This window comes from Massilia endophytica (genome assembly GCF_021165955.1).
In the GTDB taxonomy this organism is placed as follows: Bacteria; Pseudomonadota; Gammaproteobacteria; order Burkholderiales; family Burkholderiaceae_D; genus Rugamonas; species Rugamonas endophytica.
In genome coordinates this window covers 2,491,318-2,511,088 of record NZ_CP088952.1, presented here as the reverse complement: position 1 = coordinate 2,511,088, position 19,771 = coordinate 2,491,318, and the positions used below count along the sequence as shown (strand labels likewise).

General features: G+C 68.7%; 15 protein-coding genes. 10 read left to right on the top strand and 5 right to left on the bottom strand.

Translation table 11 applies throughout. The features are described 5' to 3' along the window. Window positions 1-3: 3 nt before the first annotated feature. The 3 genes from recC to recD are packed head-to-tail and all read left to right on the top strand — an operon-like array spanning window position 4 to window position 9,027. Window positions 4-3,396: an exodeoxyribonuclease V subunit gamma gene (gene recC, locus LSQ66_RS11210; protein ID WP_231769858.1), complete on the top strand. Its 3,393-nt coding sequence runs from the start codon at window positions 4-6 to the stop codon at window positions 3,394-3,396. Then, window positions 3,393-7,085 (top strand): exodeoxyribonuclease V subunit beta, encoded by a 3,693-nt coding sequence (recB, locus tag LSQ66_RS11205; RefSeq protein WP_231769857.1) that lies wholly within the window; start codon window positions 3,393-3,395, stop codon window positions 7,083-7,085. The genes recC and recB overlap by 4 nt, the downstream gene beginning before the upstream one ends. Beyond that, on the top strand, window positions 7,075-9,027 hold the full coding sequence (gene recD / locus LSQ66_RS11200; protein ID WP_231769856.1) for an exodeoxyribonuclease V subunit alpha: 1,953 nt from the start codon (window positions 7,075-7,077) through the stop codon (window positions 9,025-9,027). The genes recB and recD overlap by 11 nt, the downstream gene beginning before the upstream one ends. A gap of 28 nt (window positions 9,028-9,055) precedes the next feature. Here recD and LSQ66_RS11195 read toward each other — a convergent pair whose 3' ends face one another. Both LSQ66_RS11195 and LSQ66_RS11190 read right to left on the bottom strand, forming a co-directional pair. Then, window positions 9,056-9,928, bottom strand: coding sequence for a serine hydrolase (locus tag LSQ66_RS11195; protein ID WP_231769855.1), 873 nt, complete (start codon window positions 9,926-9,928; stop codon window positions 9,056-9,058). 198 nt (window positions 9,929-10,126) lie between these two features. Beyond that, complete coding sequence (locus LSQ66_RS11190; RefSeq protein ID WP_231769854.1) at window positions 10,127-11,161, bottom strand: sulfate ABC transporter substrate-binding protein; 1,035 nt, start codon at window positions 11,159-11,161, stop codon at window positions 10,127-10,129. A gap of 153 nt (window positions 11,162-11,314) precedes the next feature. Between LSQ66_RS11190 and LSQ66_RS11185 the strand changes: the two genes are divergently transcribed. Then, entirely contained in the window at window positions 11,315-11,842 is a 528-nt protein-coding gene (locus LSQ66_RS11185) for a GNAT family N-acetyltransferase (RefSeq protein ID WP_231769853.1), read from the top strand. Between the two features lie 103 nt (window positions 11,843-11,945). Here LSQ66_RS11185 and LSQ66_RS11180 read toward each other — a convergent pair whose 3' ends face one another. Continuing rightward, the gene (locus LSQ66_RS11180; RefSeq protein ID WP_231769852.1) at window positions 11,946-12,632 is read right to left on the bottom strand and encodes a class II glutamine amidotransferase; all 687 of its coding nucleotides are present in this window, start codon (window positions 12,630-12,632) and stop codon (window positions 11,946-11,948) included. Between the two features lie 190 nt (window positions 12,633-12,822). On the opposite strand from LSQ66_RS11180, the gene LSQ66_RS11175 reads away from it, so the two are divergent. Further along, window positions 12,823-13,644 (top strand): EAL domain-containing protein, encoded by an 822-nt coding sequence (locus LSQ66_RS11175; protein ID WP_231769851.1) that lies wholly within the window; start codon window positions 12,823-12,825, stop codon window positions 13,642-13,644. A 94-nt stretch (window positions 13,645-13,738) separates the two neighbouring features. Further along, a complete protein-coding gene (locus LSQ66_RS11170; protein WP_231769850.1) occupies window positions 13,739-14,362 on the top strand; it encodes a YcbK family protein in 624 nt (207 codons plus the stop codon). Here LSQ66_RS11170 and LSQ66_RS11165 read toward each other — a convergent pair whose 3' ends face one another. Further along, on the bottom strand, window positions 14,363-14,548 hold the full coding sequence (locus tag LSQ66_RS11165; RefSeq protein WP_231769849.1) for a DUF3460 family protein: 186 nt from the start codon (window positions 14,546-14,548) through the stop codon (window positions 14,363-14,365). Window positions 14,549-14,580: 32 nt separating this feature from the next. On the opposite strand from LSQ66_RS11165, the gene LSQ66_RS11160 reads away from it, so the two are divergent. From LSQ66_RS11160 to LSQ66_RS11145, 4 genes are all read left to right on the top strand, one after another. Then, window positions 14,581-14,985, top strand: coding sequence for a hypothetical protein (locus LSQ66_RS11160; RefSeq protein ID WP_231769848.1), 405 nt, complete (start codon window positions 14,581-14,583; stop codon window positions 14,983-14,985). Window positions 14,986-15,005: 20 nt separating this feature from the next. Then, complete coding sequence (locus tag LSQ66_RS11155; protein WP_231769847.1) at window positions 15,006-15,791, top strand: transporter substrate-binding domain-containing protein; 786 nt, start codon at window positions 15,006-15,008, stop codon at window positions 15,789-15,791. Then, a complete protein-coding gene (locus LSQ66_RS11150) occupies window positions 15,791-16,453 on the top strand; it encodes an amino acid ABC transporter permease (RefSeq protein WP_231769846.1) in 663 nt (220 codons plus the stop codon). The genes LSQ66_RS11155 and LSQ66_RS11150 overlap by 1 nt, the downstream gene beginning before the upstream one ends. A gap of 73 nt (window positions 16,454-16,526) precedes the next feature. Beyond that, window positions 16,527-18,737 (top strand): putative bifunctional diguanylate cyclase/phosphodiesterase, encoded by a 2,211-nt coding sequence (locus LSQ66_RS11145; RefSeq protein ID WP_269449170.1) that lies wholly within the window; start codon window positions 16,527-16,529, stop codon window positions 18,735-18,737. Here the strand turns inward: LSQ66_RS11145 and LSQ66_RS11140 are convergent. Then, window positions 18,724-19,767: a hypothetical protein gene (locus LSQ66_RS11140; RefSeq protein WP_231769845.1), complete on the bottom strand. Its 1,044-nt coding sequence runs from the start codon at window positions 19,765-19,767 to the stop codon at window positions 18,724-18,726. The genes LSQ66_RS11145 and LSQ66_RS11140 overlap by 14 nt on opposite strands. Window positions 19,768-19,771: the final 4 nt, after the last annotated feature.

Here is a 19,771-nt window from a genome sequence, read left to right as displayed (position 1 = left end):
CCTATGGCAAGTTCCATCGCACCCGGTCTGATCATCCTGCACGGCAACCAGCTGGAACAGCTGCGCGCAGCCGTGTTCCAGTGGCTGGCGGCGCATCCCCTCGGTCCGCTGGAGACCGAACGTATCCTGGTGCAGTCCAACGGTGTGGCCGAATGGCTGAAGATCGCGCTGGCGGAGGAAAGCGGCGTGTGCGCCGCCACGCGCGTGGCCCTGCCTGCGCGCTTCCTGTGGGAGGCCTACCGCGGCATGCTGGGGCGCGAGCGCGTGCCCTCCGTGTCCGCCTTCGACAAGGGCCCATTGACCTGGCGCCTGATGCGCCTCCTGCCTGCGCTGCTGGCGCAGCCGGTTTTTTCCCCATTGCGGCACTTCCTGGCCGACGGCGACCCGGAACGGCGGCTGCAGCTTGCCGAACGCCTGGCCGACCTGTTCGACCAGTACCAGGTCTACCGTGCCGACTGGCTGGAGGACTGGTCGGCGGGCCGCGATGTGCTGCGCAGCGCGCGCGGCGGGACGCTGCCGCTGCCGGAGGACCAGCGCTGGCAAGCCGCCTTGTGGCGCAGTGTGATGGAGAGCGTGCCGGAACAGGAGCGCGGCCTGGGGCGGGCCAGCGTGCACAGTGAATTCGTGCGCAAGGCGGAGCAGGGCGCGCAGCCGCTCGAACCCCTGCCGCGCCGCGTGGTGCTTTTTGGCGTATCCGCGCTGCCTTACCAGACCTTGCAGGCGCTCGCCTCGCTGGCGGGCTATACGCAGGTGATTCTGGCCGTGCCCAATCCCTGCCGCTACTATTGGGGCGACATCATCGACGGCCGCGACCTGCTGCGCGCCGCGCACCGCCGCCAGAAGCTGCGCAAGGGCGTGGACCTGGGCCAGATTCCGCTGGAGGCGCTGCACGCGCACACGCATCCGCTGCTGGCGAGCTGGGGGCGCCAGGGCCGCGATTACATCCGCATGCTGGACGAATTCGACGAAGCTGCCGCCGCGCAGGGCGAGGAAGGCCAGCTGCGCATCGACCTGTTCAGCGAGGATGACGGCGATACGCTGCTTTCGCAGCTGCAGGCCGCCGTGCGCGAACTGCTTCCGCTCAGCGAGCACCATTGGCCTGTGCCGCCTGCGCAGGACCGGTCCATCGAATTCCACATCGCCCACAGTGTGCAGCGGGAAGTGGAGGTCCTGCACGACCAGCTGCTGTCCATGTTTGCTGCCGACGCCTCGCTGCGCCCGCGCGACGTGGTGGTGATGGTGCCGGATATCGACGTCTTCACAGCGGCCATCCACGCCGTCTTCGGCCAGCATCGCCGCAGCGACCCGCGCTACATTCCCTTCGAGATCGGCGATGTGAACGACCGCAGCATGAATCCGCTGCTGGTCGCCCTGGAGTGGCTGCTGCGGCTGCCGCAGCAGCGCTGCCGCCAGAGCGAAGTGCGCGACCTGCTGGACGTGCCTGCGCTGGCCCGCCGTTTCGGGCTGGACGAAGAAGACCTGCCCACGCTTGGCCGCTGGATCGAAGGCGCTGGCGTGCGCTGGGGCCTGGACCGGGAGCACCGCGAGGGCCTGGGTCTCGGTCCGGCGGGCGAGCAGAATGCCTGGATCTTCGGCGTGCGCCGCATGCTGCTCGGCTATGCGAGCGGCAGCGAAGCGGCCTTCGGCGATATCGAGCCCTACCCTGAAGTGGGAGGCCTGGATGCGGCGCTGGCCGGATCGCTGGCGCAGCTGGTGGAGCAGCTGCTGGCCTGGCGCGAACGCCTGGAGCAGCCGCGCACGCCCGCCGACTGGGGCGAACAGGCGCGCACGCTGCTGGCCGCTTTCTTCGATGGCGGCGACCAGGACGACAAGCTCACCCTCAAGCAGCTGGACGACACCCTGAACAAATGGCTGGAAACCTGCGAAGGCGCGGGTTTCGACGAGGCGGTGCCGCTCGCCGTGCTGCGCGAAGCCTGGCTGGGCGCCCTGGACGAGCCTTCGCTGGAACACCAGTTCGTGTCCGGCGGTGTGACCTTCTGCACCCTGATGCCGATGCGCGCCGTGCCTTTCCGCGCCGTCTGCCTCCTGGGCATGAACGACGGCGACTTCCCGCGCCGCGCCAGCAAGGCCGATTTCGACCTGCTGGCGCTGCCCGGCATGGCGCGTCCCGGCGACCGCTCGCGGCGCGACGACGACCGCTACCTGATGCTGGAGGCCATGCTGGCCGCGCGCGACAAGCTGTATATCAGCTGGTGCGGACGCAATGTGCGCGACAACAGCGAACAGCCTCCCTCCGTGCTGGTGTCCCAGCTGTGCGACTACCTGAAGGCGGGCTGGCGGCTCGACCTGGCCGAACGCAGCACGGAGCATGCCCTGCAGCCCTTCAGCCGCCGCTACTTCGAACGCGGCGGCCTGCTGACCTATGCTGGCGAATGGCGGGCGGCGCACACGGCGGACCAGGACGGGATGCAGGAGCAGGAGCTGCCGCCATATGAGACGGATCCCGGTTTCCGGCTGCGGCTTGGCGCGCTGTCCGCCTTTATCCGCCAGCCCGTGCGCTATTTCTTCCGCCAGCGCCTGGGCGTAATGTTCGGCGACGCCGCGCTGGTAGGCGAGGACGAAGAGCCCTTTGCGCTGAACGCCCTCGAACGCTACGTGCTGGAAGACGCCATGCTGGAGGACGAAGGAGAACCCGAAGAGGACGGCGTGAGGGCAGGGCTGGCAGCGCGCGCCGAACGGCTGAAGCGCGAGGGTGTGCTGCCCATCGGCCTGATCGGGGAGCGCATGCAGCACGAGCTGGTGGATACCCTGCTGCCCGTGCGCCAGCGCTGGCTGGAGCTGCGCCGCCAGTATCAGCAGGCGGCGCCCAAGCTGGCGATCAGCCTGCCGCTGGCAGGACTGGTACTCGAAGACTGGATCGACCAGCTGAGCAGCAACGGCAGCGAAACCGTGTGGCTTCTGCAGATGTCGTCCAAGGCGCTGGACAAATCGGGTGCGCCGCGCGGCGACAAGCTCATTCCCATGTGGCTGCGCCAGCTCGCGGCGGCGGCCCAGGGAATGCCGGTGGGCGGCGTCCTCGTGGCACGCGATGCCGTGATCCGCATGCCCGCACTGGACCGGGCGGAATCGCTGGCCACGCTCGAATCGCTGGCAGCGCTGTGGCGCGCGAACATGGACCGGCCCCTGCCCACGGCCTGCAAGACCGGTCTCGCCTTCGTGCGCCAGGGCGATCCGCGCGCCGTCTACGATGGCGGCTTCGAAGTGGACGGCGAGGTGGCGGACCAGTGCCTGGCGCGCCTGTGGCCGGAGTATGCGGCGCTGGCGGCCGAGGAAGGCTTCACCGCACGCACCCTGGAGCTGTATGGGCCGCTGGCCGAATGGCTCGACACCTCCCTCGTGATCGAAGCGATCGAGGGCGCGGAGGAGGACGAGTGAGCCAGCTTCTCCAGCCCCTGAGCTTTCCCCTGCACGGTTCGCGCCTGATTGAGGCCAGCGCAGGCACGGGCAAAACATGGACCATCGCGGCGCTCTACCTGCGCCTGGTGCTGGGCCATGGCGGCGCGGATGGCTACCCGCGCCCGCTGCTGCCGCCGGATATCCTGGTGATGACCTTCACACGCGCCGCCACCCGCGAACTCTCCAACCGCATCCGCGAACGGCTGGTGGAGGCGGCGGCGCGCTTCCGTGGCGAGTCAGGAGGCGATGACGCCTACCTGGACGCGCTGATGGCATCCTGCCCCGACGAGACGGTGCGCCAGCAGGCGGCGCACCGCCTCATGCTGGCGGCGGAGACCATGGACGAGGCGGCGATCTTCACCATCGACGCCTGGTGCCAGCGCATGCTGCGCGAACACGCCTTCGACAGCGGCAGCCTGTTCGACGAAGAACTGGTGGGAGACGAGGCGGCGCTGTTCGAGGACGCCGCGCATGACTACTGGCGCCAGCAGGTTTACCCCCTGAACGCGCATGCCCTGTCACTGCTGCAGTCCTGCTGGTCCGACGTCGAGGTTCTGAAGCGCACCATGCGCGAACTCGTTCCGCGCGCCGCCTCCCTGGATGTGGAGGCCAGGGCGCAGCGCGAAGGCCTGGCTGCCTTGATCGCCCGCGTGCAGCGCGAGCAGCAGGCCGCGCTGGCCCGCCTGAAGGAAGGCTGGGTGGAACGGGCGGACCGCATGGAAGCATGGATCGCCCAGCAGCGCGAGGCGATGCCCAAGTGCTTCAATGGCGTCAAGATGAAACCGGAGTCGGTGGCAAAATGGTTCGCCGCGCTGCGCGACTGGGCCGCCGATCCGCAGGCCGTGGAACCGGCGCTGAACGCCACGGCCTGGCGCAGGCTGACGCCCGAAGGCATTGCCGACGCCTGCGCGAGGGACTTCACGCCCTCCATCCCGGCCGATTTCGACGCCGTTGCGCCGCTGGCGGAGGCGCTGGCCGCCATCGAGCCGCTGAAGCATGCACTGTACCGGCACGCTGCGGCCGTGATCGCGCGCCGCATCGATGAACTCAAGCGGCGCAACCGCCAGTTCGGTTTCGCCGACATGCTCGAGCGCCTGAAGGCAGCGCTGGAAGGCGCCAACGGAGAGGCGCTGCGCAAGCGCATCACGGAGCAGTACCCTGTGGCCCTGGTCGACGAGTTCCAGGATACGGCGCCCAGCCAGTACCGCATCTTCGACCTGCTGTACCGCGTGGCGGACAACGATCCCGCACTGGGCCTGTTCCTGATCGGCGACCCCAAACAGTCCATTTACGGCTTCCGCGGCGCGGACATCCACAGCTACCTTTCCGCGCGCCGGGCGACGGAAGGCCGCCATTACCAGCTGGGCACCAACTACCGCTCCACGGCGGAACTGGTGCAGGCCGTGAACCAGATCTTCCTGCACGCTGAAGGTATTGGCGGCGAGGGCGGCTTCGTGCGCGGGGCTTTCCGCTTCCGCGACGGCGCCATCAATCCGCTGCCCTTCGAGCCCGTAGGCGCGAAAGGAAGGCCGGAACGCCTGGTCGGCGTGGACGGACAGGTGCAGGCGCTCACGGTTTCCTGCGGCGCCGAAGGCCTGAAGCAGGACGCCTACCGCGAGTACTTCGCCCACCACTGCGCGGAGCATATCGTCTGCCTGCTGAACGACTCCCGGTCGGGCTTCGACGGGCCCTCCGGCTTCCGCCGCCTGCAGCCTGCCGACATCGCCATTCTCGTGCGCGACCGGCGAGAGGCGGGAGCCGTGCGCAAGGCCCTGCAGCGGCGCGGCGTGCCGAGCGTCTACCTGTCGGACAAGGATTCGGTGCTGGAAAGCGAGGAGGCGCAGGACATGCTGCGCTGGCTGTCCGCCCTGGCCAATCCGCTCGACGGTGCGCTGGCGCGCGCCGCCTTCGCCACCCGTACGGCGGGCCTGCCGCTGGCGGAGCTGGCGCGCCTTTCTTCCGACGAATTGGCGTGGGAGCAGCGCGTGGACCAGCTCAAGGCCCTGCATGGCGTCTGGCAGCGGCAGGGCGTGCTGGCCATGCTGCGCCGCTTCATCCATGAACTGGGCCTGCCCGCCGCGCTGCTGGCGCAGCCGGGAGGAGAGCGCCGCCTGACCAACCTGCTGCACCTGGCGGAGCTGCTGCAATCGGCCAGCCGGCAGCTCGATGGCGAACAGGCCCTGATCCGCTGGATGGCGGAGCAGCTCGAAGGCAGCGGCGACAGCAGCGACGAGCGCGTGTTACGCCTTGAGTCGGATGCGGAGCTGGTGAAAGTGGTCACGGTACACAAGTCCAAGGGCCTGGAGTACCCGCTGGTCTATCTGCCCTTCGCCGTCACCGCGCGCAAGGTGGAAAAGCGCAACCGCAGCTTCTTCGAGTACACGGCGGAGGATGGGGTGCGGCGCATCGACATGGCGCTCTCGGACGAGGCCCACGCGGCCGCGGAGGCGGCGCGGCTGGAGGAAGACCTGCGCCTGCTCTATGTTGCGCTGACGCGCGCCCGCCATTTCCTGTGGCTGGGCGTTGCGGCGCTGCCCGGCCGCAAGGACGGCGAGAATACCCTGCACGAATCCGCCCTCGGCTACCTGCTTACGGGTGGGGAGGCTCTCCCGGCGGACCAGCTGCAGGAGCGCTGGCAGCGCCTGCGCGCCGACTGCGACGCCATCGCCATCGGCAGCCTGCCGGAGCTGCGGCACCCCACCATGCTGGAACGGGTCGAGCAGCGGCCGCCCCTGGTCGATGCCCAGCCTTTCGATGCGGACTTCGAAAGGGACTGGTCGGTCGGCAGCTTCACTTCCCTGGTGCGGCGCAGCGCCGCGCCCGTGGAAGCGCAGCGCACTGCCGCCGTGGCGCCCGCACCGCGCGGCGCATTGGAAGAGAAGCTGATGGACGATGACGCGCCCGCCATCGGGCGCATCGACGACGCGGCGTGGCACCGCTTCCCGCGTGGCTCCATGCCGGGCAACTTCCTGCACGAACAGCTGGAATGGCTGGGCGGTGAAGGTTTTGCAGCAGTCCACGAGCCGAATTTCGAGAACCGCATCACGCGCCGCATCGAGCGCGCGGGCTGGGGCAACCGCCTGGACGACGCACTGGCCTGGATTCGCGCCATCGCCACCACGCCGCTGCCCCCGCTGGGCGTGGCGCTGGACGGCATAGGCGCGGTGCTGCCGGAGATGGAATTCTGGTTCCCGAGCGAACGCCTGTCCTCGCGCGCCCTGGACCGGCTGTGCCGCACGCACCTGCTGGACGGCATCTCGCGTCCCGCGTTGCCGGAGCGCCAGCTGCACGGCATGCTGAAAGGCTTCAGCGACCTGGTGTTCGAGCACGAAGGCCGTTATTGGGTGCTGGACTACAAGTCGAATGCCCTGGGCGGCAACGACGCGGCCTATCACAAGGCGGCGCTGGCACGCGGCATGGCGGAACACCGCTACGACATCCAGGGCGCCATCTACATGCTGGCCCTGCACCGGCTGCTGCAAAGCCGTCTGGGCGAAGGCTACGATCCGGCGGCGCAGCTGGGCGGCGCGGTGTTTTTCTTCCTGCGCGGCGTGGCCAATCCCGCGACGCGCGGCTGCTACCTGCTGGCGCCCGACCTGGCGCTGCTGGACAGCCTGGACGAACTGCTGCGCCATGGCGCGCCAGGGGAGGACAGCGATGAAGACTGAGGCACCGGCCCTGCTCGCCCAGATCGATGCGCTCACCGAAGCGGGCAAGCTGCGGCGCCTGAGCGGCGCCTTCGCACGCTTTATCGCCTCGCTGGGGCAGGCCTCGCCGCAACTGATGCTGGCCAGCCTGCTGCTCTCCGAACTGGAAGGGCGGGGCCACAGCTGCCTGGTGCTGGACGATCTGGCGGGCGACCCGTCCGGCCTTCTGGGCTGGACGGAGGGCGAATGGAGCGGCCTGCGCGCCGCCGCCGCGCCGCTGCCGCGCAACGCCAAGGGCTGGCTCGCGCTGCTGCAGGGCTGCGAGCAGGTCTGGCCCGTTGGCGACCTGGATTTCAAACAGCCCTTGGTGCTGGACGGCGAACGCCTTTACCTGCGCCGCTACTGGCGCGACGAGACCACGGTGGCGGCATCCGTGCGCCGCCGCGCCGCAGCCACGCAGGCTGTGGATGCCGGCGAGGTGCGGCGCTGGCTGGACCGCCTGTTCGACCACGCCACCCGCGAGGGCGGGCCGGACTGGCAGAAGACCGCCTGCGCCGTGGCCCTGCGCGGCGGCCTGGCCGTGATCACGGGCGGCCCCGGCACCGGCAAGACCTATACCGTGGCGCGCCTGCTGGCCCTCCTGTTCGCGATGGCCGGCCCGGATGCGGCGGGCCTGCGCATCGCGCTCGCCGCGCCCACGGGCAAGGCGGCGGCGCGGCTGAAGCAGTCCATCGACGGCGCGCTGGAGCAGCTGGGCGAGCGCCTGGGCGATGCCTTGCCGCTGCGCGAGCTGGCAGGCCGCATGGGCGCCGCGCGTACCCTGCACAGCCTTCTGGGCGCAAGGCCGGACACGCGCAGCTTCGCCCACCACGCGGGCAATCCGCTGGACGTGGACGTGCTGATCGTGGACGAAGCGTCGATGATCCACCTGGAGATGATGGCGTCGCTGCTGGCGGCCCTGCCGGACCATGCGCGCCTGATCCTGCTGGGGGACAAGGACCAGCTGGCGTCCGTGGAAGCGGGCGCCGTGCTGGGCGACCTGTGCTACCAGGCGGAGGCGGGCGGCTACAGCGAAGAAACGCTGGCCTATGTGCGCAGCGCGGCGGGCCAGGAGATTCCGCCTGCGTTCGCAGGCGACGCGGGCGCGCTGGCGCAGCGCATCGTCATGCTGCGCCAGAGCCGCCGCTTCGGCGGCCCCATTGGCCAGCTGGCCGGCGCCGTCAACCGGGGCGACGCCGAGGCCGCGCGCCAGGTGCTGCAGGCGGACAGCGGCGGCGTGCTGCAATGGCTGGACGGCGCCCAGCCTTCCGATGCGCTGCACCTGGCGGTGGAAGGGCGGCCCGGCGCGGGCGGCGGCTACCGCGACTACCTCGCCATGCTCAAGTCCATGCCCGGCCCCGAGCAGGACTACGACGCCTGGGTTGGCCGTGTGCTGGAGGCCTTCGAGCGTTTCCGCCTGCTGTGCGCCGTGCGCGAAGGCGAGTGGGGCGTGGCGGGCCTGAACGAGGCCATCGAACAGCGCCTGGAAGCGGCGCGCCTGATACGGCGGCGCGGCGAATGGTATGTGGGCAGGCCCGTCATGGTCACGCGCAACGACTACGCCACGGGCGTCTACAACGGCGACATCGGCCTGACGCTGCCCGATCCCGCCCGTCCCGGCTCGCTGCGGGTCTACTTCTCGGACGGCGAAACGGTGCGCAGCGTGCTTGCCACGCGCCTGCGCAATGTGGAGACGGCCTACGCCATGACGGTGCACAAATCCCAGGGCTCGGAGTTCCGCCACACGGTGCTGGTGCTGCCGCGCGAGGGCGGGGCAGTGCTGGCGCGGGAGCTGGTCTACACCGGCATCACGCGCGCGCGCGAGTACTTTACGCTGGTGTCGCCGAATGCGGCCGTGCTGGCGCAGGCGGTTGCCGAACGCACGCATCGCGCCAGCGGCCTGCGCGGACAGATCGCGCAATGAAGAAGGGACGCCGTAGCGTCCCCTTTTCTTACATCGCTGCGCGGCGGCGGCGCGTCTTGCCCGGCTTGGCTTTCTTGCGGCCGTTCGAGGCCTTCATCACTTTCGGTTCGTCGCCGCCGGTGATGAAGCGGCGGATGCTCATGGCATCCATCAGGCGCGCGGAGCTGGCCTTCGCGTTCAGCAGCACCATGGTGGCGTTCTTGCCCGCGGCCGTAATGCGCATGATCAGGCAGCGGCCCGCTTCCTCGGTATAGCCGGTCTTGGACAGGCCGATATCCCAGCCCTTGGCGCCCACCAGTCGGTTGGTGTTGTGGTACTCCACCGCGCGGCCCTTGATCTTCATGACCTCTTTCGTGTCCGTGGTCAGGCGCGTGATCTCGGGATAGGTGGCGGCGGCGCTGGCCATCTTCACCAGGTCGGCGGCGGTCGAGGTGTTCTGCGGCGACAGGCCGGTAGGCTCGTCGATGCGGGTCTGGCTCATGCCCAGCGCCTTGATCTTGGCGTTCATGGCCGCCTTGAAGGCGGTGGGGCCGCCCGGATAGGTGCGCGCCAGGGAGGCGGCGGCGCGGTTATCCGAGGACATGAGGGTCAGCTGCAGGATCTCGCCGCGCGAGAGCGTGGCGCCCACGGGCACGCGCGAGGTGCTGTGCTTGAGGCGGTCGACGTCCACCTGGTCGATGCTGATCTGCTCGTCCATGTCGAGTTTCGAGTCCAGCACCACCATGGCGGTCATGAGCTTGGTGAGCGAGGCGATCGGCACGACCGTGTTGGCGTTCTTCTCCAGCAGGACCTTGCCCGTGCCGTCCTCCACCACCAGCACCGATTGCGAGCCGAGGCGGACGTCGGCGAAGGCGGCAGTGGAAAGCGACAGCAGCGCGATGGCAGCGATTTTCTTGAGCATGTGTATTCGGTAGTCCGGAAAAAGGGTGGGGGTGCCGTTTTACAATCTATCTGTACGGCAAGTTTTTCCAAGGTTAGAGAATAACATTAAAGTGGTTTCTCAGCTAGGCAATGTCAGCCGTGTGCCACAGATGACCCAAGAAAAGGGACAGGCCCGGGGCTCAAGGCTCCCGGGCCTGTCTCTTTTTTGGCCTGTCTCTTATTTGGAAGCGAAGATCTTGTCGAACTCGCCGCCATCGTCGAAGTGGCGCTTCTGGGCCGCGCGCCAGCCGCCGAAGACCTCATCCACCGTGAACAGCTTGATGGGGCGGAAGGTGGCCGCATACTTCTTGAACACGGCTTCCGAGCGGGGGCGCAGATAATGCTTGGCGATGATCTCCTGACCCTGTTCCGTGTACAGGAAGTTCAGGTAGGCGGTGGCTTCCTTGCGGATGCCCTTCTTGTCCACCACCTTGTCCACCACGGCCACGGGCGACTCGGCCAGGATGGAGATCGAGGGGTAGACGATATCGAAGTTGTCGCCGAACTCCGCGCGCACCAGCTGCACTTCGTTCTCGAAGGTCACCAGGGCGTCGCCGATCTGGCGCTGGGTGAAGGTGGTGGTGGCGGCGCGGCCGCCGCCGTCCAGCACGGGCACGTTCTTGAAGATCTTGGTCACCAGCTCGCGGGCCTGGGCGTCCGTGCCGCCCTTGTTCAGCACCGAGCCCCAGGCCGCCAGATAGGTGTAGCGGCCGTTGCCGGCGGTTTTCGGGTTCGGTATCACCACTTTCACGTCGGGACGGGCCAGGTCCGCCCAGTCCTTGATGCCCTTGGGATTGCCCTTGCGCACCAGGTAGACCATGGTCGAATACATCGGCGCCGCATTATTGGGGAACTTCTTGGCCCAGTCCTGGGACACCAGTCCCCGGTCGGCCAGCATATCGATATCGTTGGCCTGGTTCATCGTCACCACCGACGCTTCCAGGCCGTCGGCCACGGCGCGCGCCTGCTTGGACGAGCCGCCGTGCGACTGCTTCACATTGATCTCCTGGCCGGTCTGCTTCTTGTAGGCCGCCTCGAAGGCCGGGTTGACGTCCTTGTACAGCTCGCGGGCCACGTCATAGGACACGTTCAGCAGCGTCACCTCGGCGCGGGCGGCGGCGGGCAGCGCGAAAGCGGCGGCGGCCAGGGAGGCGGCGAGGAAGCGGGCGGCGGTGCGGCGGGTGGCGCTAAATTCGATTTTCTTATTTGGCATGGCAGTTCCTGGGTTAAAAACACATAACGCATAGTCGGGTCTTTTGACCTGGATTGCCAAGAATCTTTCGTAATATGCTTAGATGTTCCCTGGCCCACAAGCGTGCGCGCTCTGGTGTATAGTCCGGCCTTGGACGAGATTTGGATGACACAGATGGGTTTTGAAATTCGCAAGGCAGCAGCAGAAGACGCCGGGGCCGCGTGCCAGGTGCTGCGCCGCTCCATTGCCGAATGCTGCGTGCAGGACCACCGCGGCGACCCGGTCATCCTGGACGCCTGGCTGGGCAACAAGACCCCGCAGATGGTGGCCAGCTGGTTCGACTCCCCCACCAACCACGCCTTCGTGGCCGTGCGCGGCGGCGCCGTGGAAGGCGTCGGCCTGCTGACGAGCGCGGGCAAGCTGGCCCTGTGCTACCTCCTGCCGGAGGCGCGGGGGCAGGGCGGCGGCAAGGCCATGGTGGCCCATGCGGAAGAGCTGGCCAAGGCCCAGGGCATGAAGAGCCTCTTCCTGCACAGCACCGCCACCGCCGAAGCCTTCTTTGCCAGCCTCGGCTACGCCGCCGACGGCAACGTCCGCTCCCCCTACGGCGTGGAAACCATCCTCTTCTGGAAATCCCTCACCCCCGAAGGCTGCGCGCCGGACGCCAAGCGCAAGCGCTTCTGCAACTGCAGCGGCAACTAGCCACCCTAAAAAGTTGCTTAAATGGGGACAGACCCCTTTAGGAAATTTAACAATTTCCTAAAGGGGTCTGTCCCCATTTAAGCAACTTTTTTCTTGGGGGGGCTCAGGCGATGCGCTGGCCGGAGCCGAAGGCCTTGAGGTCGCCGGCGGCGAAGGGGATCCAGCCGGATTCGCTGTCCACGGGTTCCGTGGCGATCAGGGCCTGGCGGCCGTCCACCCGGTAGTGCAGCTTTGTGGAGCAGTGGGCGTACAGGGTCTCGCCATTGGAGAGGATGAAGTTGAAGGTGCCGTGCACGGCAATGCCGGCCGCGAATTCGCCCAGGGCGGCGTGCAGTTCGCTGGCCGACGGGGCCGTGTCGAAACGCTCGGCCAGGCGGGAGAGCAGGTGGCAGAAGGCGGCTTCGCTGTCGGTGTCGCCTTGCGGACGGTATTTGCCCGGCGCGGGTTGGAAGCCCTTCAGGTCGCCATTGTGGGCAAAGGACCAGGTCTGGCCCCACAGCTTGCGCGCAAAGGGGTGGCTGTTTTCCAGCGCGATCCGCCCTTGCGTGGCCTTGCGGATGTGGGCCAGGATGTTGCGCGCCCGCAGGGGCGTGCGGCGGATGCGCGCGGCCAGCGGCGATTCCACGCAGGCGCGGTGGTCGGTGAAGAGCCGGCAGCGCTTGCCGCTGTGGAAGGCGATGCCCCAGCCGTCCTTGTGCTCGTCAGTGCGGCCGCCGCGCTCGGCGAAGACGTCGAAGTACTGGCCGAGGTCGGCTGGCTTGCTGCTGTTGACTGCGAGGAGCTGGCACATGGGCGTCACCACTGATTGATCACGCCGCTACGATACCGCCGAGCCCTTATTACCAGAACTAATCTTTTTTAATATGTATATGTGGCGCAGGGCATATACGGTCGCCGCATATCGATGGGCGAAAGCATTCCTTCCGCGTTGGCGCGGCGCGCCGTAGTCTGGCGCCGTGTTCGCTTTCCTGGGAGGGGCAATGGCCTATCCGGTTCTTCAGCAGTATCTGGCGCGGCTGGGCACAGCCGAGAATGCCAACAGCAGCCTGTGGCTCGACAGCCAGGGCAGGGCGCGCGGGCGCTTTTTCAATTGCAGCATGACGAGCGTGTTCCAGACCGTACGCGAACTGGACAGCGGCCGCCCCGTGGGCGCCGAAGGCCTGGCGCGCAGCGCCGCGCCCGCCGACGAAGGCCTGTCCCTCTGGCGCCTGCTGGACCATGCGGCCAGCGACGACGAGTCCGTGGAGCTGGACCGCCTGTGCCGCATGCTGCACGCGATTAACTTCTTCCGGCAGGAGGCGAGCGCGGGCCTGGACCTGCACCTGAACGTGCACGCCCGCCTGCTGGGCGCGGTGAGCAGCAACCACGGCTATGCCTTCCGCCGCATTCTCGATGCCCTCGGCCTGCCCCTGGAGCATGTGGTGCTGCAGCTGCCCCGGGCGACGCCGCAGCAGAGCTGGCTGCTCAATTATGTGGCGGACAATTACCGCCGCAACGGGTTCCGCTTCGGCGTTGCCGTGTCCGGCGCGCGCGAAGGCCTGGCCTTGCTGGACCGGGTGCGGCCCGACGTGCTGCGCGTCGACACCCGCAAGCTGGACGACGCGCAGGCCGTGCCCGAGCTGCTGCTGCGGAGCGCGGAGCTGGGCGCACGCACCCTGTTCCGCCGTATCGAGGACAGCGCGGCCTTGCTGGCCCTGAGCAGCGCCGCCCAGGCCGCGCGGGTCTGGCCCCTGGTCCAGGGCGAGCTGCTGGATGCGCCGGCGGCCCGCCTGCCTGCTCACGAAGAGGCCGCCGCGGCCTGAAAATGTGGGGAATTTGCGCGCCGAACTTAAAGAGCTTTCTCAACTCCCCCTGCTATACGCTATAGTACCCATATCGCTACCACGGGATTGGTTTATGGCAACACGCAGAGCATTTATCCGTCAATCGCTGGGCCTGGCAGGCCTGGTGGGGGCGCCCATGCTGGGTTTTTCCAGGGCGAAGGCGCAGGAGCTGGCGCCGCCGCCCGACCTGTTCGACGCGCAGATGCTGGACCTGGAATTCTGGGTCAAGCCGCGCACCATCAGCGTCACCCGTCCGCAGAGCGGCGAGAAGGCCCGCCTGCTGTACTGGCGGGACGGGGAGATCATCGATGCAGCCTACCAGGAGCTGTGCTACCTGCTGCGCGATGTGAACGGCAAGGAGACGGCTCCCATCGATCCCAAGCTGCTGGAAACCCTGTGGGGCACCCAGGCCTTCGTGCAGCGCTACGGCATCGAGAGTCCGGTCGAGATACTGTCCGGCTACCGCACGCCGGCCTCGAACAAGCGCCTGATCGAGCAGGGCGTGCCTGCCGCGCGCCAGTCGCTGCATATGGAAGGGAAGGCGGCCGACATCCGCATCGCCAACCTGAACGCCGAGGTGCTGGGCGAGCTGGTCAAGAGCTTCCGCCAGGGCGGGGTGGGCTTCTATTACCGGGAAGGGCCGCGCGGCGGCTGGATCCATGCGGACACGGGCCTCAAGCGCAGCTGGAAGGGCTGATCAGCCGTAGTAATACGGTTCGGTGGGCACGCTGTCCTTGCGGGCGCGGTCGACCGCGTCCAGGTCGAGCCGGTGGTCCCACCAGATCTTCCAGCCGCGCCACTGGTCTTCCTCCGTGCCGGGGTGATCCTGCTTGTAGCGGTCCAAAAATTCCTCGAATTCCGAGACATAGCGCTTCAGTTTCATCTTCCCTCCTTCTTCGGTTACACTGCTGGGCTATGCAGCCTACTGACCAAGACGATGCGGCCCCGCCGCGTTTTCGCCCCGTGCCCTGGACGGCGCTGGAAACGCCCGCCGACGCCGAGCTGTGGATCGCCGAACATAACCTGGCCCTGCAGGAACACGTCGCCAAGCATGAGACCGGTTACGGCGTCTGCTTCACCCTCGCCGATGGCGGCGACATCTTCATGCAGACGGCCGACGGCGCCATCCTGCTCGATGTTACGCCCGATGCGGAATGGGTGTCGCCCCTGATCACGGCCGTGGCCCAGGCCGAGCCTCCCAGGGGCTCGTTCTGGACGCTGCCGGACGACAAGCTGGTGCAGCTGATCCTGGGCCTGTCGAGCCTGGTCGCCAGCACTACCCTCGTGGTCGGCCACCGTTTCGGCCGCCGCCATTTCTGAACCCGGAAGGATTCCCCCTCATGCGCAAACCCCTCCTGAGCCTGGCAGCCACCCTTGTGCTGGCCGCCGCAACCGTTTCCGCCTCGGCCGCCGACCTGCTGGCCACCGTCAAGGCGCGCGGCACGCTGAAAGTGGCCATGGAGGGCACCTACCCGCCGTTCAACTTCAAGGACCAGAAGACGGGCCAGCTGGCGGGCTACGACGTGGACGTGGCCCACCTGGTGGCGAAGAAGCTGGGCGTGAAGGCGGAGTTCGTGGCCACGGAATGGTCTGCCATCCTCGCCGGGCTGGCCAGCAACAAGTACGACGTCATCGTTTCCCAGGTCACCATCCAGCCCAAGCGCGAGCTGGCCTTCGATTTCACCATCCCCTATACCTACTCGGCGCCCATGCTGATCCTGCGCCAGAACGACACGGCCCAGTACAAGAGCCTGGCGGAGCTGAAGGGCAAGCGCGTGGGCGTGGGCCAGGGCAGCATCTTCGAGCAGCAGGCCAAGGCGGCCGGCGGCATCGATGTGCGCAGCTACCCGGCCGCGCCGGAAAACCTGGCCGACCTGGCCGCGGGCCGCATCGACGCCGCCCTGAACGACAGCCTGATCGCCGCCTACCTGCTGAAGACGACGAAGCTGCCGATCCGCCCCGGCGCGAAAGTGGGCCAGGTGGAGCGCGTGGCCATTGCCCTGCGCAAGGGCAATCCTGAATTCAAGGCGGCCCTGAACAAGGCGCTGGCCGAGGCGGCGGCGGATGGCAGCCTGAGCGCCATCGCCGTGCAGTGGTTCGGCACCGACGTCAGCAAGGCGCCCTGATGGACTGGGTCGAGCTGCTGCGCGAAGCGGCGCCCGTCATGCTGGCGGGCGCGGGCTATACCCTCCTGTACGCCGTGGCCGCCATGGTGGGCGGCCTGATCATCGGCTTTCCCACTGCCGTGCTGCGCACCGTGCCCTGGAAGCTGGCGCGCTTGCCTGCGGCCTTCTATGTGAGCCTGTTCCGCGGCACGCCGCTGCTGGTGCAGCTCTTCGTCATCTACTACGGCCTGCCCAGCGTGGGCATCGAGTTTACGCCCGTTACGGCGGGCATCCTGGCCCTCAGCCTCAATTCCGGCGCCTACCTCTCCGAGAGCCTGCGCGGCGCCATCGCCAGCATCGCCAGGGGACAGTGGTCGGCCAGCTACAGCCTGGGCATGGGCTACGGCCAGACGCTGCGCTGGGTCATCCTGCCCCAGGCCCTGCGGGTAGCCGTGCCGTCGATGAGCAATACCCTCATCAGCCTGATCAAGGACACCTCCCTGGTCTCCGTCATCACCATGGCCGAACTCATGCTGGCCACCAAGGAAGTGATCGCCGTGACCTTCCGCCCGCTGCCCCTCTACATTGCCGCAGCCGCCATCTACTGGGTGCTGAGCCTGCTGTTCGAGGCCTTGCAGCGGCGCGCGGAGCGGCACCTGAACCGGGCCCACCGCGGCAGCTGAAGCCGCCAGAGCCGTGCGCCCGGCATTGGGCCTGCATGGTAGGCTCGCGCCGTGAGTCTCTTGCGGAGCGCGTATGGAGAAGGACCTGCAACAGCCGGGACTGCTGCACGGACTGGCGCCCGGCATGGCCGGCATCGCCGGCCTGCTGCCGCATGAGGCCATGCTGGCCGCCATGGGCGGCAGCCGCAGCCTGGCCCGCCCCGACGAGCTGCCCCTGAGCCCGGGCCGCCTGCGCCAGGAGCGCGAGCAGGACCTGGTGCACGAACTTCACCTGCTGGCCCCGGTCGGCTACTTCCTGCTGGCGCTGGACAGCGTCATCCTGCAAAGCAATGTGCTGGGTGCGAGCCTGCTGGGCCTGCGCCGCGGCGGCACGGAGCGCCGCCATTTCCGCGACGCCGTGCTGCCCCGCTTCCGCGCCGATTTCGACCGCTTCCTGCGCGAGGCCATCAACAGCGAGGAGCCCCGGCACACCAAGCTCAAGCTGCAAGGCCGGCCCGGGGTGCCCGAACTGCCCGTCAGCCTGACGGGCTGCGCCGTGGCGGGCGGCCAGGCGGTGCGCATCGTGCTGGAAACGGCCGAGGGACGCCTGCCCGCCCTGGAGCGCAGCGAAGAGCGCTTCCGCCGCATCGTGCACATGGCGCGCGAAGGCATCTGGGAGATCGATACCCGGGCGCGTACCAGCTTCGTCAATCCGCGCATGGCCGAGATGCTGGGCTACGACATCGAGGAGATGCTGGACCAGCCCCTGGTGCACTTCATGGACCGGGAAGGGCGCTCGATCCTGGAGCGCAATATCGCGCGCCGCCAGCAGGGCCTGGCCGAGCGCCACGAGTTCAAGTTCCTGCGCAAGGACGGCAGCGAGCTGTGGGCCAGCCTGGCCGCCAGCCCCGTCTTCGACGACCAGGGGCGCTACCTGGGCGCCCTGGCCCTGCTCAGCGAACTGGACAGCCAACTGGCCCCGGCGGGCGTGGCCTGGCAGCAGAGCAGCTTCGACGCCCTGACCGGCCTGCCCAACCGCCATATCCTGCACGACCGCCTGGGCCAGGAGATGAAGAAGTGCCGCCGGGAAGAGCAGTCCCTGGCCCTGCTGGCCATCGACCTCGACCAGTTCCGGCGCATCAACGCCCAGCTGGGCCGGGCGCAGGGCGACAGCCTGCTGGCCCAGGTGGCCGAACGCATCGGCGGCGCGCTGCGCCTGGCGGACACCCTGGCGCGCACGGGCGGCGACGAGTTCGCCGTCGTGGTGGGCGGGCTGGACGAGGCCGCCAGCGCCGAGCGCGCGGCGGCCCAGATCCTCGACACCCTGGCCCGGCCCTTCGTCCTGGCAGGCGGCCAGGCCCAGCTCACGGCCAGCATCGGCATCGCCCTCTATCCCTCCGACGCGGCCGAGCCGGAGGACCTGCTGCACCATGCCGAACAGGCCATGCACGCGGCCAAGGAGGAGGGCGGGCGCCGCTACCGCTACTTCACGGCCGAACTGCAGGCGCAGGCCCAGCAGCGCGGCCGCCTGGCCGCCGCCCTGCGGCGCGCCCTGGCCCAGGGAGAGTTCGAGCTGCACTACCAGCCCATCGTGCAGCTGGCGGGGGGAGAGGTGGCGCGGGCCGAAGCCCTGCTGCGCTGGCGCCATCCCGAGCGGGGCCTGCTGGCGCCCGGCGCCTTCCTGGGCGGGGCGGCCACGGCGGGGCTGCTGCAGGCCATCGGCGACTGGGCCTTCCGCACCGCCGCCGGCCAGGCCCTGCGCTGGCAGCAGGAGCTGGAGCGGCCCGTGCAGATCAGCGTGAACGCGCCTCCCGCCCTCCTGGTGGACGGCCACGACACCCGCGCCGGCTGGCGCGACTTCCTGCACGGCCTGGACCTGGCGCCCCACAGCATCGTGCTAGACATCGGCGAGGTGGCCCTGGGCGAGGCAGGCCCGGAGGCGCCGTCCCGGTTGCGCAGCCTGCGCGAGCTGGGCGTGGACCTGGCGCTGGACGATTTCGGCACGGGGCAGGCCGCGCTCGCCCATCTGGGCGAGGCGGGAGTGGATTATCTGAAGATCGACCGCAGCCTGGTGGCGGGCCTGCAGAACGGCAACGGCCAGCGCGCCATGTGCGAAGGCATCGTGGCCCTGGCCCACAAGCTGGGGGCGGAAGTGGTGGCGGAAGGCGTGGAAACGGCGCCCCAGCTGGCCATGCTGCGGGAGGCGGGCTGCGACTACGCCCAGGGCTACGTGTATGCGCCGCCGATGCCGGCGGCCCAGATGGGAGCGCTGCTGCGCAGCGGCCGGACGCTCAGCGCAGGCTGAGCAGGGACACCACGCGTTCGCGGTTGATGCCCACCAGGGCGGAGGTCAGCGCCAGCAGGGACTGGTAGCCCGGCTCGTCGGCGATATTGGCGAACTGGGTGGCGAGATCGTCCACGCCCGCCGTTTCGATCTGCGGCATGGCCGAGTCGACGCGTACGGAGGCGGCGCTCAGCTCGGCGCGCACCTTGGACAGCGCCATCTCCACATGGGCCAGGGCCTGCATGACCTGCTGCAGGGTGGCCCGCATGCTTTCGATATCGTTCGTGCCCCAGGCTTCGGGCGCAATGGGCGAAGGCTCGGCTTCCGCCTTCAGGCGGTTCAGCTGGCCGGTCGGGAAGCGGATGCCCGCGCCCTGCACGGCGATGGCGTCGCGCACGCCGGGCCAGTTCGCCTCCGACGTGGAGAACTGCAGTTCGCCCTGCTGGGTCATGGCCGCGCGCACGCCGGCCGGGGCCAGGGCGGCATCGAAGCGGGCCACGATCTCGGCGTCCGACAGGCCGGGGCTGAGATGGATGGAGCGCAGGCTCTGCGGGCCGGTGCCCACGGCCAGGGCCAGGGTTTCGCGGCCGCCGTTGCGCAGGTTGGCCAGGCTCATGCCGCGGATGCTGAAGCGCTGGGCGGCCGGCGCCGTGCTGTAGTTCAGGCGGTTGTCCAGGGTGCCGCCCGACGCCTCCTGGCGCTGGCGCCAGGTATCGGTGAACTGGCGGATACGCTGTTCGACCTGGCCTTCGCGCATCTGGCGCGTGGCCAGCTTGGCGGAGAGGTCGGACTTCAGGGCGCGCAGCTGGGCGGCGCTCTGCTCGAGGAAATCGACCGCCTGCTGGGCGCTGGAGATGTCGTTCTGCAAGGGCTGGTCCCAGTTGCTCAGGCCGCGGCGAATGGGCGCGGAAGGCTGGGACGGCTGCGCCGCACCGGCAGCCTTGCCCTGGGTATCCTGCTGTTCCGCCAGGTTGGCCGGCTCCAGCTGGCTGGCCGAAGTGGCCGAGCTGGCAGTGCCGATACCGGAGGAGGAACGCTGGACAATTTGCATGGCG